This window comes from Hyphomicrobium sp., assembly GCF_041674905.1.
GTDB lineage: Bacteria > Pseudomonadota > Alphaproteobacteria > Rhizobiales > Hyphomicrobiaceae > Hyphomicrobium_B.
Genome location: NZ_JBAYUV010000001.1, coordinates 82,579 through 98,672 on the forward strand (window position 1 = coordinate 82,579; position 16,094 = coordinate 98,672).

The 16,094-nt window shown below is 61.1% G+C and carries 17 protein-coding genes; 9 read left to right on the forward strand and 8 right to left on the reverse strand.

Translation table 11 applies throughout. The features are described 5' to 3' along the window. Positions 1–71: 71 nt before the first annotated feature. Together glnA and WC026_RS00425 are read right to left on the reverse strand one after the other, a co-directional pair. Positions 72–1,481 carry a type I glutamate--ammonia ligase gene (gene glnA, locus WC026_RS00420; protein ID WP_372708815.1) on the reverse strand — a complete coding sequence of 470 codons (1,410 nt, stop codon included), beginning with the start codon at positions 1,479–1,481 and terminating at the stop codon, positions 72–74. An 88-nt stretch (positions 1,482–1,569) separates the two neighbouring features. Next, complete coding sequence (locus WC026_RS00425; RefSeq protein WP_013216177.1) at positions 1,570–1,908, reverse strand: P-II family nitrogen regulator; 339 nt, start codon at positions 1,906–1,908, stop codon at positions 1,570–1,572. A 258-nt stretch (positions 1,909–2,166) separates the two neighbouring features. Between WC026_RS00425 and WC026_RS00430 the strand changes: the two genes are divergently transcribed. Continuing rightward, positions 2,167–3,729, forward strand: a complete 1,563-nt coding sequence (locus WC026_RS00430) for an NAD(P)H-hydrate dehydratase (protein WP_372708816.1) — start codon at positions 2,167–2,169, stop codon at positions 3,727–3,729. On the opposite strand, the gene WC026_RS00435 is transcribed toward WC026_RS00430, so the two are convergent. Beyond that, the gene (locus WC026_RS00435) at positions 3,726–4,280 is read right to left on the reverse strand and encodes a thioesterase family protein (protein WP_372708817.1); all 555 of its coding nucleotides are present in this window, start codon (positions 4,278–4,280) and stop codon (positions 3,726–3,728) included. The genes WC026_RS00430 and WC026_RS00435 overlap by 4 nt on opposite strands. Before the next feature lie 168 nt (positions 4,281–4,448). Here WC026_RS00435 and WC026_RS00440 point away from each other — a divergent pair, with 168 nt between their 5' ends. The 3 genes from WC026_RS00440 (at position 4,449) to WC026_RS00450 (ending at position 8,639) form a co-directional block, all read left to right on the forward strand. Then, positions 4,449–6,125: a tetratricopeptide repeat protein gene (locus tag WC026_RS00440; protein WP_372708818.1), complete on the forward strand. Its 1,677-nt coding sequence runs from the start codon at positions 4,449–4,451 to the stop codon at positions 6,123–6,125. 74 nt (positions 6,126–6,199) lie between these two features. Beyond that, on the forward strand, positions 6,200–7,648 hold the full coding sequence (locus WC026_RS00445) for a deoxyribodipyrimidine photo-lyase (RefSeq protein WP_372708819.1): 1,449 nt from the start codon (positions 6,200–6,202) through the stop codon (positions 7,646–7,648). Positions 7,649–7,841: 193 nt separating this feature from the next. Next, a complete protein-coding gene (locus tag WC026_RS00450; protein WP_372708820.1) occupies positions 7,842–8,639 on the forward strand; it encodes a L,D-transpeptidase in 798 nt (265 codons plus the stop codon). A 67-nt stretch (positions 8,640–8,706) separates the two neighbouring features. Here WC026_RS00450 and WC026_RS00455 read toward each other — a convergent pair whose 3' ends face one another. The 3 genes from WC026_RS00455 to WC026_RS00465 all read right to left on the reverse strand — a co-directional run bounded on the left by WC026_RS00455 (position 8,707) and on the right by WC026_RS00465 (position 10,962). Then, entirely contained in the window at positions 8,707–9,867 is a 1,161-nt protein-coding gene (locus WC026_RS00455) for a DUF1134 domain-containing protein (protein ID WP_372708821.1), read from the reverse strand. A gap of 83 nt (positions 9,868–9,950) precedes the next feature. Further along, the gene (locus WC026_RS00460; protein ID WP_372708822.1) at positions 9,951–10,361 is read right to left on the reverse strand and encodes a thioesterase family protein; all 411 of its coding nucleotides are present in this window, start codon (positions 10,359–10,361) and stop codon (positions 9,951–9,953) included. A gap of 136 nt (positions 10,362–10,497) precedes the next feature. Continuing rightward, the gene (locus WC026_RS00465) at positions 10,498–10,962 is read right to left on the reverse strand and encodes a hypothetical protein (RefSeq protein WP_372708823.1); all 465 of its coding nucleotides are present in this window, start codon (positions 10,960–10,962) and stop codon (positions 10,498–10,500) included. A gap of 216 nt (positions 10,963–11,178) precedes the next feature. On the opposite strand from WC026_RS00465, the gene WC026_RS00470 reads away from it, so the two are divergent. After that, the gene (locus tag WC026_RS00470) at positions 11,179–11,595 is read left to right on the forward strand and encodes a hypothetical protein (RefSeq protein ID WP_372708824.1); all 417 of its coding nucleotides are present in this window, start codon (positions 11,179–11,181) and stop codon (positions 11,593–11,595) included. A gap of 90 nt (positions 11,596–11,685) precedes the next feature. On the opposite strand, the gene WC026_RS00475 is transcribed toward WC026_RS00470, so the two are convergent. Then, the gene (locus tag WC026_RS00475; protein ID WP_372708825.1) at positions 11,686–11,967 is read right to left on the reverse strand and encodes a hypothetical protein; all 282 of its coding nucleotides are present in this window, start codon (positions 11,965–11,967) and stop codon (positions 11,686–11,688) included. A 271-nt stretch (positions 11,968–12,238) separates the two neighbouring features. On the opposite strand from WC026_RS00475, the gene WC026_RS00480 reads away from it, so the two are divergent. After that, complete coding sequence (locus WC026_RS00480; RefSeq protein WP_372708826.1) at positions 12,239–12,502, forward strand: peptidase M48; 264 nt, start codon at positions 12,239–12,241, stop codon at positions 12,500–12,502. On the opposite strand, the gene WC026_RS00485 is transcribed toward WC026_RS00480, so the two are convergent. Beyond that, positions 12,499–13,368, reverse strand: coding sequence for a DUF72 domain-containing protein (locus WC026_RS00485; RefSeq protein ID WP_372708827.1), 870 nt, complete (start codon positions 13,366–13,368; stop codon positions 12,499–12,501). The two genes, WC026_RS00480 and WC026_RS00485, sit on opposite strands and share 4 nt — an antisense overlap. A gap of 237 nt (positions 13,369–13,605) precedes the next feature. On the opposite strand from WC026_RS00485, the gene WC026_RS00490 reads away from it, so the two are divergent. The 3 genes from WC026_RS00490 (at position 13,606) to WC026_RS00500 (ending at position 16,074) form a co-directional block, all read left to right on the forward strand. Further along, positions 13,606–14,586: an energy transducer TonB gene (locus tag WC026_RS00490; RefSeq protein WP_372708828.1), complete on the forward strand. Its 981-nt coding sequence runs from the start codon at positions 13,606–13,608 to the stop codon at positions 14,584–14,586. 534 nt (positions 14,587–15,120) lie between these two features. After that, a complete protein-coding gene (locus tag WC026_RS00495) occupies positions 15,121–15,705 on the forward strand; it encodes a hypothetical protein (RefSeq protein WP_372708829.1) in 585 nt (194 codons plus the stop codon). A gap of 78 nt (positions 15,706–15,783) precedes the next feature. Continuing rightward, positions 15,784–16,074, forward strand: a complete 291-nt coding sequence (locus WC026_RS00500; protein ID WP_372708830.1) for a hypothetical protein — start codon at positions 15,784–15,786, stop codon at positions 16,072–16,074. Positions 16,075–16,094: the final 20 nt, after the last annotated feature.

Genomic DNA, 16,094 nt, shown 5'->3' on the forward strand with positions numbered 1-16,094 from the left:
CCCGCCAGAACGGAAAAGGGCGGCCCTTTCGAGCCGCCCGTGAGGGTAGTGCCTGGAAACTGTCGGCCGCCTCAGACCGAATAGTACATGTCGTACTCGACCGGATGCGGCGTCATCTCGTAGCGCATGTTCTCTTCCATGCGCAGCGCGATGTAAGCGTCGATCATGTCGTCGTTCATGACACCGCCCGCTTTGAGGAAGTCGCGATCCTTGTCGAGGCTGTCGAGAGCTTCGCGCAAGGAAGCCGCGACCGTCGGGATCTTCGCAAGCTCGGCCGGCGGCAGGTCGTAAAGGTTCTTGTCCATCGCAGGACCCGGATCGATCTTGTTCTGGATGCCGTCGAGGCCCGCCATCAGCATCGCCGTGAATGCGAGATAGGGGTTGGCGCCGGGATCGGGGAAGCGAACTTCGACACGCTTCGCTTTCGGATTCGAAACGTGCGGGATGCGGCACGACGCCGAACGGTTGCGCGCCGAATAAGCGAGCAGAACGGGCGCTTCGTAACCCGGCACGAGGCGCTTGTAGGAGTTCGTCAGCGGGTTCGAGAACGCGTTGATGGCCTTGGCGTGCTTCAGGATGCCGCCGATGTAGTAGAGGCACATCTGCGAAAGGTCGGCGTACTTGTCGCCCGCGAACATCGGCTGTCCGCCCTTCCAGATCGACTGGTGGACGTGCATGCCCGAGCCGTTGTCGCCGAAGATCGGCTTCGGCATGAACGTCGCCGTCTTGCCGTAGGCCTGGGCGACGCTGTGCACGACGTATTTATAGATCTGCATATGATCGGCCATCATGATCATCGGGCCGAACTTGACGCCGAGCTCGTGCTGGGCGGCGGCAACTTCATGGTGATGCTTCTCGACCGCGACGCCCATTTCCGAAAGCACGGACAGCATTTCCGAGCGGATGTCCTGACAGCTGTCGATCGGCGGAACCGGGAAGTAACCGCCCTTGACGCGCGGACGGTGTCCGAGGTTGCCCATCTCGATGTCGGCCGACGAATTCGTCGGCAGCTCGTTCGAATCGACCTTGAAGCCGACCGAGTACATGTCGGACGAGAACTTGACGTCGTCGAAGATGAAGAATTCAGCTTCGGGTCCGAAGTAGACTTTGTCGCCGAGGCCAAGCGACATCATGTAGGCTTCGGCCTTCTTGGCGATCGAGCGCGGGTCGCGTTCATAGGGCTGACCCGTCGACGGCTCGAGAACGTCGCAAAACAGAACGACCGTCGTCTGCGCGAAGAAGGGATCGACGTGCGCCGTCGTCGGATCCGGCATCAGCGTCATGTCGGACGCTTCGATCGTCTTCCAACCGGCGATCGACGAACCGTCGAAGGCATAGCCGTCGCTGAACACGCTGTCGTCGACGCAGCTGATGTCGGCCGTCACGTGCTGCATTTTGCCTTTGGTGTCCGTGAATCTGAAATCCACGAACTTGGCTTCCTTGTCCTTGATGAATTTCAGGACGTCACTTGCGTTCTTCATAGACACTCCCCTGTCTTGCAATGCGTTACGGCTCCGGGCGAGCCGAGTTGACCGATTGATCTCTCAAATCGGAAATGGTTGTGCGGTGTTAGATTGCGTCGCGGCCGGATTCACCGGTGCGGATACGGATGGCGTCCTCAATGGTCGAAATGAAGATTTTGCCGTCGCCGATGCGGCCCGTCTTCGCGGCCTTTTGAATGGCCTCGACGGCCTTGTCGAGCATCTCGTCGCTCAACACGACCTCGATTTTTACTTTCGGTAGGAAGTCGACGACATACTCGGCGCCGCGATAAAGTTCGGTATGGCCTTTCTGGCGGCCGAACCCCTTGGCCTCGATCACGGTGATGCCTTGCAAGCCGATTTCCTGTAGCGCTTCTTTCACTTCATCGAGCTTGAAGGGCTTTATGATCGCTTCAATCTTTTTCATTTTCGCCCCTTGATGATGGACAGGATGTCAAATGGCGGCCCACGCCTGCCCAATGGCCGAATGGCTAGCAGGGGCCGTGCCAGTCTTGGCACTGATAAGGAATGCCGGAAAAGTCAATGGCTTAGCTGCGGTCGAGAATGTTGAGAGCCAGCCACCTCCGACTTATACGCCTAAAAAATAAGCCGCGTGCTTTAAATTCAGGCGGCAGATGATGACGCGGCACCATGACCGTCGCAAACCCAGGATCGAGCGCAGCGCATGAACGAGCTTTTGTCGACTTCCGAGATGGCCGAGGCCGATCGGCTGGCCGCAGACGGGGGCGTCCCGAGCCTCGATCTGATGGAGAACGCTGGCCGCGCCGTCGCCGAGGCCGCATTGAAGCTCGCCGCTGATCTGGCCCGGCCGAGCGCGCGGATCGCCGTCCTCTGCGGACCCGGCAACAATGGCGGCGACGGCTTCGTAGCGGCCCGGCATTTGCGCGATCGCGGTTTCGACGTCCGTGTCTTTCTTCTTGGCGAACGCGCCGCGTTGAAGGGCGACGCGGCCGAGATGGCGCGTCGCTGGCCGCTGCCCATTCGCCCGGCATCGCCCGACGCGCTGCAAAGCATGAACATCGTCATCGACGCGCTCTTCGGCGCCGGGCTTTCGCGTCCGCTCGATGGCGATGCCGCCGAACTGGTTCAGGCCGTCAATGACAGCCGCATTCCGGTGATCGCCGTCGATGTCCCAAGCGGGCTGAATGGCTCGACAGGGCAAAGCGACGGGCCGGTCATTCAGGCGCGCAGGACGGTGACGTTCTTCCGCAAGAAGCCCGGCCACCTTCTGATGCCGGGCCGCGATCTCTGCGGTGAGGTCATCGTCGCTCAGATCGGCATACCGGATAAAGTGCTCGAAACCTTGAAGCCTGCGGTGCACGAAAACCTGACGCCACTCTGGCTCTCTTCGTTCCGCTGGCCCAAGGACGGTGGCCACAAGTACGATCGCGGCCATGCCGTTGTCGTGTCGGGACCTGCTCTGCAGACTGGCGCCGCACGCCTCGGCGCACGCGGAGCGCTGAGAGTGGGCGCCGGCGTCGCGACGCTTGTCGGCAACGCCACGGCGACCGCCATCATCGCCACGCAAGTCACGTCAATCATGGTTCGCTCGGTCGCGGGGCCTGCGGCGCTCACCGCCTTTCTTGCCGACACGCGGCGCAATGCCGTGCTAATCGGACCCGGCGCCTCCGTCGGAGCCGAAACGGCGGCGGACGTTCTCGCAATCCTGAAATCGTCGGCGTCGGTCGTGCTTGATGCCGATGCGCTGACCTCGTTTGCCGATGGCGACAAAGATCATGACGGCGCCGAGTCCGGCATGGGCTTCCTGGTGCGCAACAGCAACAAGCCGTTGAACGCCGACAGCCTGTTCGCCGCGATCAAATCTCGCTCCGCGCCGGTCGTGATGACGCCGCATGACGGCGAGTTCATGCGCCTGTTCGGCGACGTCAAAGGTTCGAAGCTCGATCGCGCGCGGCACGCAGCCGAGCGATCCGGCGCCATTGTGATCCTCAAGGGCACCGACACGGTGATCGCCGAGCCGGAAGGCCGTGCGGCGATCAACGCCAATGCGCCCGCCTGGCTTGCGACGGCCGGATCTGGCGACGTGCTGGCCGGCTTCGTTCTCGGACTTTTGGCGCAACGCATGCCGGCGTTCGAAGCCGCGTGCGCGGCGGTCTGGCTGCACGGCGAATGCTCGCGCCGTTTCGGCATCGGCCTGATCGCGGAAGATTTGCCCGAGATGCTGCCGCCCGTCCTCGCCGACCTCTACAGCCGCAAACGGCATTAAACGCGGCCCGCTTGCTTCAACTGATCGTCGGCGTGCAGGAACGCCTCGACTTCGGCGGTCGCGGACGGACTCGTCTCCGAGACGCCGAGCAGCGCCATCAGCCGCGCGATCTCGACGAACTTCCGCACCTTACGATCGTAAAGTCCGCCCTTGAACAGCGCCCGCGCCGCAACCTGACCGTCGCGCGGCCCGCCGTCGACGACGAAGATTTGCTCCATCACGACGAGGCTCGCGTCCCAACAGAGCAACTTGGTATCGAGCCGGAACGTCTGGAACGGGCGAAGCTCGCGCTGGAAGCGTATCGTGACGGCGCTCGCGATCGGCGTCCATTTGTGATGCAGCACCTCGCGCCAGAGACCCGACCTCACCATGACGTCGAGCCGACCAAGGTCCATCAGCGTCAGATAGCGCCCGTTGTTGAGATGAAACGAAAGATCGAGATCGTGCGGCCACACCCGGAAACGCAGCGTCGACGACTCGCGCGGCAGGCTAAGCGGCCCGCGCCACCGCGCCGTCAGCAGGAGCCATAAAAGCCTCAGCCAGAGGTTCATCGAACCGGTCTCCGAAACGAGGCTTGCAGCGTCACGCGGGCTCTACCTATAGTCAAAAGGGCCGACTGCCGCGGCTGTTCGCGATTGCTCGCCGCCGGGCCATAATCGCACTTTAAGAGGACAGTACGGCGAATCGCTTGATGTCCGGCAGGAAAGGTGACGACAAGAATGCCGCGGCTCGCACGTTTCGCGCAGATACTCGTTGCTTCGGCTTTCGTCGCAGGCGGAGTGAAGGCCGCCGACGGCGTGCCGCAACCGTCAGCAGCCGAGCAGGGTGCTGCCGAGATGGTTCGCGGCGACGTCGCGACTGCGGTGACGGCCTATACGGAAGCGCTGCGCGATACCGGCCTCGCCAACGACCGCCGCGCCACGATTCTCAACGATCGCGCCGTGGCCAACGCCCGTCTCGGGCAGACGAAGCTGGCGCTCGAAGACTTCAACCATGCCGTTGAATTGTTCCCCGAGTATCCCGTCGCCTACAACAATCGCGGCAATCTGCTCGTCGCTGTCGGACAGCTCGGCGAGGCGATGAAGGACTTCGACCGCGCGCTCGTGCTCGCGCCCGGATATGCGGCCGCATATTCCAATCGCGCCAACGCCGAGATGAAGCTCGGCAAGCCGGAGGTCGCGGTCCGCGATTTTACGAAGGCGATCGAGCTGATGCCGTCCAGCGCGCCGCCGCTCTCCGGGCGCGGTCTCGCATATCTAGCAACCGACAAGCCGCACGCCGCCATCCGCGATTTTTCGCGGGCCGTCAGTGCCGACGCCCGTTTTGCCTCCGCTTACCGCAATCGCGCCGAAGCGCGCATGACCATCGGGCTCCGCGATGACGCGATCGAGGATTTGTCCCGCGCCATCGCCTTCGACGTCAACAACACCGAACTTTATGTCGTCCGCGGATACGCTTACCTGCTGAATGCAAATACCGCGTCGGCGCTGAAAGACTTTTCTCGCGCCATCGAGCTTGACGCCAACGCGAGCGCGGCTTTCGAAGGGCGCGGCCTCGCCAACAGCTTCGCCGAAGCCTCCGACGATGCCTATGCGGATTTGAACCGCGCCATCGAACTCGATCCGCGCTCGCCGGTCGCCTATGCGTTCCGCGCCGTCGTCTACAAGCAGAACAACCAGCCCGACATTGGCGCGCGAGACGTCGAAACCGCCATCAAGCTCGATCCGAATTCGCCGGAGGGCCTTTGGGCGCGCGGCGAGATCGCGGAAGCGAGCGGCCATGCCGATACCGCGATTGCCGATCTCCGGCGCGTACTACAGTTGAAGCCGAGCTGGCAGTTCGCGGCCGATGCTCTGAAACGATTGGGCGCGCCCGTCGATGATGGCGATGAGAAACCGCTCGCCGGCCTCGACATTCCGAAGTGGCATGTCGTGCAGAACGGCAAGGCGTACTTTGCCGTGAGCGACGACTACGGCCAGATTCGCGTGCCGCTGGAAATGATCGGCGACGGCTTGCCAAAGCTTCTTGAGTGGGAGGTCAAAACCCCGCCCTACGCGAGCTACGGTGTCCTGCGCTTCTCCGGCGGCAGCGTCGCGGGCAAAAACGGCCCCGAGGAAACCGAACTCGCCGCCATCGTCGATATTGCGGCGGCAAAGGTGATCGCAATTCAGCCGAACAAGCAGGGTGCGCGCGTCGCAACCTGGACGTGGGACGGCGATCACCTGCAAGTCGCAAGCGTTGACGGCGTAACCGACGAATACCAGCTTCGTACCGTCGCCGTCGCTGCGGCGACAACCGCTCCACAACGGCGGTACGAGTCCTGGGAATCACGAGAGTCTCGTCAGCGGCGCTCCGCCAAGCCCAAGACGATTTTCGACTTCTTGTTCGGAAACTGACGCCTTGCCGCAAGAACGCAGTCGCACTGACGGCGTTATCCGAATCCAACGGCTTGAGGCTCTGCGTTAAAACCATGCACGACAAGCCCATCGTTCTCTGGTTTCGCAACGACCTGCGGCTTGGCGACCACGCGGCGCTCGCGGCGGCTGTCCGCACCGGCGCTCCCATCCTTCCGCTCTACATTCTCGACGATGTGTCGCCGGACTGCTGGAAGATGAGCGGCGCATCGCGCTGGTGGCTTGGCGAAAGTTTGGCCGCGCTTTCCAACGATCTCGCGCGCAGCGGCAGTCCCCTCGTGCTCCGGCGAGGCAACAGCGAGACGGAATTGCTGCGCCTCGTTGAGGAAACGGGAGCCGCCGCCGTTTATGTCACCCGCAGCTATGAGCCTTGGGCGGTCGTTCTTGAGCAGCGCCTGAAAACAAAACTGGGCGAGGCAAACGTTGAGTTTCACCGCTTCGGAGGTCGCCTGCTTCGCGAGCCCGAGGACATGCGAAACGCCGAAGGCGGATTTTACAAAGTCTACACGCCCTTCTCTCGCGCCTTCATGAAAGTCGTTGTTCCGGCAAAAGCCGTGCGCCCGCCGGAACGCGTCACGAGCCTTGGACATCAGCCGAAAAGCGAACGCCTGCGCGACTGGTCCTTGCATCCTGAGAAGCCCGATTGGTCGAAGGGACTAGCGGCCGCATGGCAGCCGGGCGAAGCCGGCGCGCGCGCGCGGCTTTCCGATTTTGTGCGAACCGCGCTGAAATCGTATGCGCAAGACCGCAACGATCCCGCGAAGTCCGGCACCTCCCGGTTATCGCCGCACCTTGCTTTTGGCGAGATTACGCCTGCCGCCTGCTGGCATGCGGCGGTGCATGCGGGCGGCAAAACCAATGGCTCTGACAAATCGGTGGAGACATTTCTGAAGGAGCTTCTTTGGCGCGAGTTCTCCGCCAATCTTCTGTTTCATTTTCCAGAATTGCCGGACAAGCCGTTTCGCAAGGAATTCGCGGGCTTTCCCTGGCGCAAGGACGCGAAGCGTCTGAAGGCCTGGCAACGCGGGCAAACAGGCTACCCGATCGTCGATGCCGGGATGCGCGAGCTATGGACGACGGGCTATATGCACAATCGCGTGCGTATGATCGCCGCGTCGTTTCTCATCAAGCATCTCCTCATTCCCTGGCAAAGCGGGGAGGCTTGGTTTTGGGACACCCTCGTCGATGCCGATCTCGCAAACAATTCAGCGAGCTGGCAGTGGGTAGCCGGTTCTGGCGCGGACGCTGCGCCTTATTTCCGTATATTCAACCCGGTCCTCCAGGGCGAGAAATTCGATCCGGACGGCGAATATGTCCGGCACTGGGTGCCTGAACTCGCGCATTTGCCCCGGGAAATTGTCCATGCACCCTGGAAAGGCGATGCCGATACACTCGCGCAAGCCGGTGTGAAACTCGGAAAATCATATCCGAACCCGATCGTCGAGCATGGCGAGGCCCGCGCCCGCGCGCTTGCAGGCTACGAACTGATTAAAAAGTCGCCATAAAAAACGTGGTTTTTAGGGAATTCGTGGCCGCAAAGTCGGTTCAAGACACCCTTGCGCGAGGGGCGCCTGCGCAATGTGTCGCCCGTAAGGATCTGGTTTAGAATATTCCCCGATAACAGGCACGATCTGGCTTACTCGATCTCATAGTGTGATAGAGATAGATGGGCTCCGCGTATTGCGTAGGGAGAGAGTTATGTTGCGCGCACGTACCTTGGCAGCGTTGCTGGTCGCTGTTCTACCGGTTGTTCCTGTTGCTGCTCAGGAGGCTGGAACTAGCGAAAACGCCGCCAGCGCCGCATCGGCGCCAGAGCAGGACGCAGCGAAATCGGAAGCTCCGGCACCTGCGGTGAAACCGAAGCCGTTGCCGCCAACGCTCACCGCTTCGATCGATCTCACGCGTCAGACGATGACGGTCAAGGTCGACGGCGAGGCACGCTACAGCTGGCCGATCTCATCAGGGGTCGCCGCCTTCGCGACACCGACCGGAAATTTTCGTCCGCAATGGACTGCGAAGATGTGGTACTCGCGCAAATACGATATGGCGCCGATGCCGCACGCCGTCTTCATCAATGGCGGCGTCGCCGTCCATGGAACCTATCACACGAAATATCTTGGCAATCCGGCGTCGCATGGATGCATTCGGCTGGCTCCGGGCAACGCCGCGACATTCTACAATCTCGTGCAACGGCACGGCTTGGGCCGGACGCGCGTCAGCGTTCACGGTCGTCCGAATTGGAAAGGCGGCGCCCAGATTGCGAGCCGCAACGATGAAGATCGCAAATCGAGATACGCTGACAATCAGGGAAGCTGGTTCTGGGGCGATAACAGCTCCGATTCCGCCTACGACCCGCGCTTCGCCCGCAAGAAAGCCCCGAAGGGCTACGTCTACATCGACGGCAAGCTGATGAAAGTCTATCGGCGCAAGAACGGGGAATATGTCTACCGGCAAGCTCAGCGGCGCGTCTCTTCCAACTACGCCAGCGGCTACTGAGATTGGCTCCGCAATAGACGTGAAATCCAAAAGGCCCGGCATTTGACCGGGCCTTTTATTTTGATCGTCAGAAGGGGTTCCACGTCGGCTGTCGCGTGAAGCGCACGTACCCGAGGTTTGCACCAAGCCGTACGCCGACTCCTGACCGTATCGGCGCCATGATGACCTGCCCGCCTTTAAGCAACGTGAGGCCAACGCCGCCGACAAAATAAGCCGACCCGTCGATGCCGGTGAAGTTGCGGTAGAGGTCGTCGGAATTGCCCATGCGATAGATGAGGAACAGCGTCCGCGATCCCGAGGCTCCAAAATCGGTGCCGACCGACGGGCCGTGCCAATAGACCTCGCGTACGTCACGCTCGTTGCGCATGTAGAGCGAGCCCTTCCCGAACCGGAGACCCGCGAAGAACGCGCCGCCACCTTCGGTGCCCAGCACATACGCTGTCGGCCGTCCCAATTCCTTGAAGGCATGCTCGATGACACTTGCGAGGTTGGTCGAGATCGTGCCGAAGAATCCGCGCGTCGCTTCGCGGACTTCGTCGATCGAATACCCGTCCGCCTCGGTTGGCGCAGGCAAAGCTGGGCCGCCTTGCTCGCGCATCGCGAGGTTTGGCGCGTTGTAGGAGTCATCGGGTTTCGTATCGGCGGTCCAAGTCGACGGCGCGGCAGGCTTGGCGACAGGCGGAGCCGGTTCGGCGCGTTTCGGAGGCGCGGCCGTGGCTTGCTTCTCAGGCTTGGCTTTTTCGGCGGACGCGGCCGGCTCAGGCTTTGCTGGCGGAGCCTGCGGTTCCGCCTCGGCGATTTTTTCGTCGAGCCGCCGGATCATGTAATCGGACTTTGCCTTGATGACCTTATTGAGCTCGGCCGCCGCCGTCCTCACCTGCTCGAGCTTGGAGCAATCGGGCACCGCCCCATCGGGCACGCGGCCGAGCGAGTCGACGGTCAGCAGCAGGTCGGCGCTTTTTTTATCGAGGTCGTCGAGGGTTGAATCTCTGACCGTCTCGAGCGCCGTTTCCTCGGAGCTTTCGTTGGAAAGCTTCTTCGCGGCCTTGTAGCGGCGGAGGCGCTCCTGGATTTTTGGCTGCGCGTCGAGCGTCAAAACACGCAGGCTTGCTCCGGACTGGTCGACAACCTCGGCAAAATCGTTTGCCGTGCAGTCGGCGGCCCTAGCGGGCATTCCGAGCAGGATGAGCGAGAGAATGGTCGCGGCAGAGAAAAGACCCGGTCGCATCGATTAGAAGCTCCAGAAGCAGACGCCGATGTTCCGCAAGCATACGTCCTGATTCCGTCGTCTCAAGGGCTGACGGAACTTTGTTAGGGTCGTTGCAGGGATTTGGCTGTTAACCGAGCCATGAACCGCGCCGTATCGACCACGACGCGCGTGTGCGAGCCCGACCCGATCTGATCGATACCATCGCTCGCAACGACATCGAACGTCAGTTTGCGGCCATCGGTGGACTTGAGTGTCGCGGTGGCCGTGACGGTAAATCCGAGCGGTGTCGGTGAGGCGTGCGCGACGTCGAGATGCACGCCCAGGCTTTGGTGGCCATCCGGCAACTGCGCTTCGATGCAATCGACCGCCGCCGCTTCCATCACGGCTATGAGCATCGGGCTTGCAAAAACTGGGGCGCTGCCGCTGCCGATCGCCGGTGCGAGACGCTGCTCGACCACCAGAGCGCTTGCCGTTCCGATCGAGCCGATCCGCAATTTCGATAGATCCGCCATGTTCGGCTCCCTTTTTGGCAACCGGCCATAGCGGGCAACGCCGGGCGGAGCAAATGATTTCGAAAAGGGGCCTATCTTCGCTTCTTTTCAGAGCGAAATTCCCGCTCTGCGCAGGCTGACAAAGGATTTACCAAGCCTACCGCCGCACGCCATCGAGCAGCCCCGGGAAGACAGTTCCCGAAGGCCCGATCTCGATGGTCGCGGCAGCGCAACTCTCTTCGATCACCACCCGGCATTCGCTCGGATCGTCGACCGTCGCGCACTGCTTGAGCTTGATCCACGCATTGAAAATTCTCGACGCCTGCGCCTGGAACGCCTGCATTTCGGCGCCAGTATAAATCGTGTTGAGAGCCGGCACCTTGACCGTCGTTTGCGCGCCCGGGCAGATTTCAATGGCGCCGAGCGCCTGCCCGTAGCGGGAGCCGACGTCCTGCGGAGTCATTTGGGCGACGGCCGAGCGTGCCGCATCCGTGGGCTCGGTCTCGGATGGCGCCGCGGCGAAGCATGGCCAGGCGACCAAGGCCGCGACGAAACCGAGGATCAGGCCGGCTGAATGTCCGGCTGAATGTCTTGGGGCGAGCATGGCTCTGTCCGGGTTCATGCGACTGCAGTTCGAGCGTCGGAACGCGCGATCTTGAAGGAATGAATATACTTTTTCGTAAGTACAAGTCTTTCGTATTTCGGCAACCCTGCCAGAAGCTTATATGTTTGCCGGATTGTCCGTTAGGAGTAAAACGACACGGCCTGTCCACTAGCAGGTGTCCGACCCGCCGAGCGCGATTGTCTGCGCCTCGCCGCCGTCTAATGGAGACTACAGATGATCTCTCGCATTTTCCTCTCCGCAGCTGCGCTCGGAGCCTTTGCGTTCGCCACGGCTGCACCAAGCTCGGCCCTGACAAGTAAAGAATGCAGCACAAAATACCAGACTGCAAAAACGGCCGGCACTTTGAACGGCAAATCATGGAACGACTTCCGCAAGACGGAATGCGCCGGAGCCGAAGCCGCGACGGAAACGAAGGCTGACGCCAAGCCGGCAACGACCACGGCGGGCGGTGCTGTATTTCCGAAGTCGGTCGATTCCAAATACGCGAAAGAGTCGGCTGGCAAAGCCCGCATGCATACGTGTCTCGACCAATACAAAGCCAACAAAGCCACCAACGGCAACGGCGGCTTGAAGTGGATTCAGAAGGGCGGCGGTTATTACAGCAAGTGCAACTCCGCGCTGAAGAGCTGAGGTTTCTGCTGGTTTATCATGGCCGAACAGACCGAAGGCGAGGCGTTGGCCTCGCCTTTTTCATTGGCTGCGGGAAATATTGCCTTGGACTCAGCGCGCGCCGCGATCACGCTGCCAGGCCAGGAATAGCGACGTCGTCAAAGCTGTCAGGATCATCGTACCCAGGATCGCAGGCTGACGCATGTACGAGTACCAAACGTCGAATCCGTTCACCCAGCCGCCACGTCCCGTCAGCACGTTGTTCAACACGAGAATGATTAGCGCGACGCACGATGTGAGTGCGGTTGCGGCGCCTGCTTCAACCGCACGCTTGGTCAAGCGCGGGACCGAAATGGAGTTGCGGCCAATTGCGAGTTGTGTCCGGTCCGACATGGTTCGCTCCGTCGTTGATGCAGCATGGAGAGGGCGCGCAGCGAAAGCGTCGAACCCCGATTCTTTTTTCTCTTTACCAGATTCGCTGCAGCAACGTGGCAAGGTCGAGGCGGACAACATTCCGTTATGCTTCTCGCGATACTATCCGCGTGGGCGATCGGCAGCAGTCAACATGATATGATCGGAAGAATTGGATTACTATTTGAGGCTACATCATCGCTCTCGCCCCGAGATCTGGTCAACGAGGTCGGTTTAAACAATGGTACGAACGATGAGACGCATCGGTTTTCTGGGAACAATTGCTGCGGCAGGTCTCTGTGCAAGTGCGGCGCAAGCGCAGACGCTCTTCGAGGTTGAACATGCGCGCGGCAACTATCGCGCCGGCCTCGTCAGCGAATACGACGCCGAGTTGATCCGCACCTGGGGTGCGCCGAGCGGCAACTATCCAGGCGCGCGGTATCTCGATGCGCGCCAGCGTAAGACGGGCACAGTCAGACCTCAACGCGTCCGCGCCAAACGGCGGACGGGTAATTAAGCGCGGGATTTGCGCGTAACACGATCCATGAACGCCATGGCCGCGTGCGGCGCACGAACCTTTCCTTCGTGAATGAAAAACACGAAGGTATCGCGCGCTCTCTGCTTTGGTTTTGTATCTCGGTCGACGACCGGCAGATCGTCCGGCACCCCGCCTTCAGCCCAGACCTTCGCCCGCGCCGCCCATTCGTTGAGTGCCTTGGGCGTGTAGGCCGTCGGGATATCATCCTTGCCCGTCTGCAGTCGTGCGTAAACGAAATCGGCGGTAACGTCCGCGATGGCCGGATATTTCACATGGTCGGCAAACACGATCGCGAGGGATTTCTTCTGCGCGAGTTTGATGAACGCCGGCGTCGAGAATGAATCGTGTCGGACTTCGATGGCGTGAAGCAGCTTTCGTCCGTCGAATTTTTCCGGAAGCAGATCGAGAAACGCCCCGAAGTCGGTTTCATCGAATTTTTTCGTCGGCGCGAACTGCCAGAGCAGGGGGCCGAGCTTTCCGCCAAGCTCTGTGATGCCTGATTCCAGGAATCGCGAAATGGACTCGCCCGCTTCCGCAAGCTCACGCCGGTTCGTGGCATAGCGCGGCCCCTTGAGCGTGAAGATGAAGTCGTCCGGCGTCTCCGCGGCCCAGCGGGCGAACGTCTGCGGCTTTTGCGTGCTGTAATAGGTGCCATTGACCTCGATCACCGGCAGGTGCCGGCTCGCGTAGCTGAGTTCCTTGGCCTGCGTGAGATCGTCCGGGTAAAAGACGCCACGCCACGGTTCGAACGTCCAGCCGCCGATACCGGCTCGAATTTTGCCCCTTTTCGTGGTTTTGCCACTTTTTTCTGGCGCATGCGGGGGATCGTTGTGTCGGGTGGGCATCGACGGCTCCCAGTCGCGGTTCAAGTCCGTTTCGAAAAACTTCCGTTCGCTGCCCATGAAAACGAGGGGCACGTGAGCGAATCGCGTTCTATCCGCGACCTCACGGCGCACGCGGACGCGATAACCACAGCAAATGTCGCGGCGATTTCCGCCGCTTATGTAACACTTCTGGCTCGCATGCGGGCAACCGGGTAATCTTTGAGCTGGGCCGATCCACGGGGATCGGCGCGGAGGGGAATGGATCAGACGGCTGATCTCACAACCGCCGGCTTCGCGCGGTGGGGTGGAAGCAACAAACGCGAACGCAATTTCTGGATTGCGTTGGCGTGTGCGGCTGTGCTTCACGCGTCGCTTTTCGTCGGTGCCGTGACCAGCAAGACCACGCGCGTTGGCGATGAGAATGGTGCCGACAACGCGATCAGCGTGTCGCTCGTAACCGAAGCCGATCTCGAGAGTAGAGCCACGGTCGCCGAGGAGCCGCAGCCGCCTCCCGGTCCGCCGCCGCAGCCGGCACAACAGCAGCAGCCCGAGCAGCCGCGTCCGCAGCCCGAGGCGAAGCAAGAGCCTCAGCCGCCTGAGCCTGAGCCGCCGAAGCCGCAGGAACAGGAAACGAAATCGGAGCCCGCTCAGCAGCCGCCGGACGATGCCAAGCCTGTCGAAAAGCCCGAGCAGAAGGCTGCCAAAGAAGCAGACCCGAATCCCATTGATGACTCATCCGATCTCTTGTCGTTGCAGAACGAAAATCCTGCGAACGTGAAGAGCGAGGAAAAGCCGAAGCCGAAACCCAAGGCTGCGGATGAGGTGGCGAAGGCGGCGCCCAAGCCGGCACCGAAAAAGCCGCAGAAGAAAGTGGCGTCGCTCGACCTGTCGACGCCGAAAAATCTGATGCAGCCGTCGTTTGGCGGTGGCCGGTCGGCAGGTTTGCAGCGTCCGCCCGGGATCACGCGTTCCGGCTTGAACGATGCCTTCGCGCGCGGTGTAATCCGCGCATTGCAGCAGACGATGCCACAGCTGATGGATGTCGACGGCCGCGTCACGATCAGAATATTTTTGTCGGAGACGGGCAACGTCGTTGAAGTAAAGTTGCTATCCGGCGCGAAAAATTCGACGCTCAATCAGGACGTGGTGTTCGCGGCTCAGCAGACGAGCTATCCGATCCCGCCGACCGGCTCCAATCTGGCCGATCGCACGTTCATGGTGACGTACATCTACGATTGAGAAAAACGGACGAAGCTCTTGCCGAACGCTTCGTCCGTTCTGGTCGGCATCAGGATATTGCGACGATCTTACCGAGTGCGCGACTAGCGCTGACTTGACGTTTGCGCAGTGCCCAACCCGCCAAGTTTCATCGGGGTATAATCAGGCGTTTCGCGCCGGCATGCACCAAGCGCCAGCGCGGCGAGACAAAGTCCAAATTTTCATAATGCATGCCTCCCGGTTTGAGTATTGCGACTGTCGTCATGCACATTCGGATCGTCAACGTCGCGCAACTCGCGTCCGTTCCTTTGTGCTCAAAGGTTCGCTCGCCCTTTTGAAATGATGTCACCTCAAATCCACACGTCGCAGAACCGAACTCGGTTTCACAGCGTGCGAATGGCGAGAGGCGGACAGAAACATTCAGATGTGCTCTGCTCGCAAATATCGGGATTTGCGCCGAAGTAGCATTGCGTTCCGCACGTCGACCATCGTCTAGCCATCCTCGAAGAGCGCCATGGCAAGCACGGATTGCTCGTTGCCTCGGATGAATTCCCCATGACGCGTCATGATCGACATCCTGTCCTGGTTCTTGCCACGCTCGGTGCAGTGTCCGGCAGTCTCGGCGCGACCGTCATGGGCTCCGGCTTTGGCGATGCTCCAAATCCCGGGGCCTACATGGTGCTGACCGGGCTATGGTTCGGCTTAGTAGTAGGCTTTGCCGTGTGGCGCTGGGGGCAAGCATCTCTCGGCGCGTCGATGATGGCGGTTCTCGTCACGTGGATCGCGTGGGAAGCCGCAGTCAACCTCGCGATCCTGATTGACCGGCCGCCGCCCGACACGATCGACATTGCGCCGGCCTACAGGTCCTATCTGACAGGCGTCCTCGCCGGAGCCGTCGGCGCGTCCGTCACGTGGGTGGGCGCCGCTTTCGCTGTGCCCGCGCTTCGGCGCAGATCCGTCGCGGCAACAGTCACCGTCACCGGCGCATTTTTGGGTTTGCTTTATCCTGCGGTGAATTATTTTGATACCGGCCTCGTTTTGCTCGTGCCCTGGCAAGCGGCGGTTGTGACGGTGATGGGTTGTAACATGCCGTTCCTTCAGGCGTCCGATGGGTATGGTCGGCGATTGCCCGCCATTTGATGACGTTTCGAAAACACGATCTTCCTCGCGCCGCCGTCCACCGCCGTTTAGTATCAGCGCGGATAGCGAAGGAAGCACATGATGACGTCGTGGATGACCGGCTGCAGCAGTGTTGCGTTCGCGACGATCGCCGCAACGATGGGCGCCGCCGCTGCATACGCGGACCCCGCGGCGGATGAGCCCGCCGGCTCGATCGAGCAGCTTCTGCAATCCGGTTGGGAGGTTGCGGGGTATGCGAGCAACGCTGATAATCGCTCGACGTTCATCCTCTTCAAGAATTCCGCTCAGCCGTACCTCGTGCAGTGCCTCACGGGGTATGACGTGACGCGCACGCCGCGCGTTTTCCAAAATTGCTATAAGCTACGCTGAGCGCTCTCAGCGCCACGGGG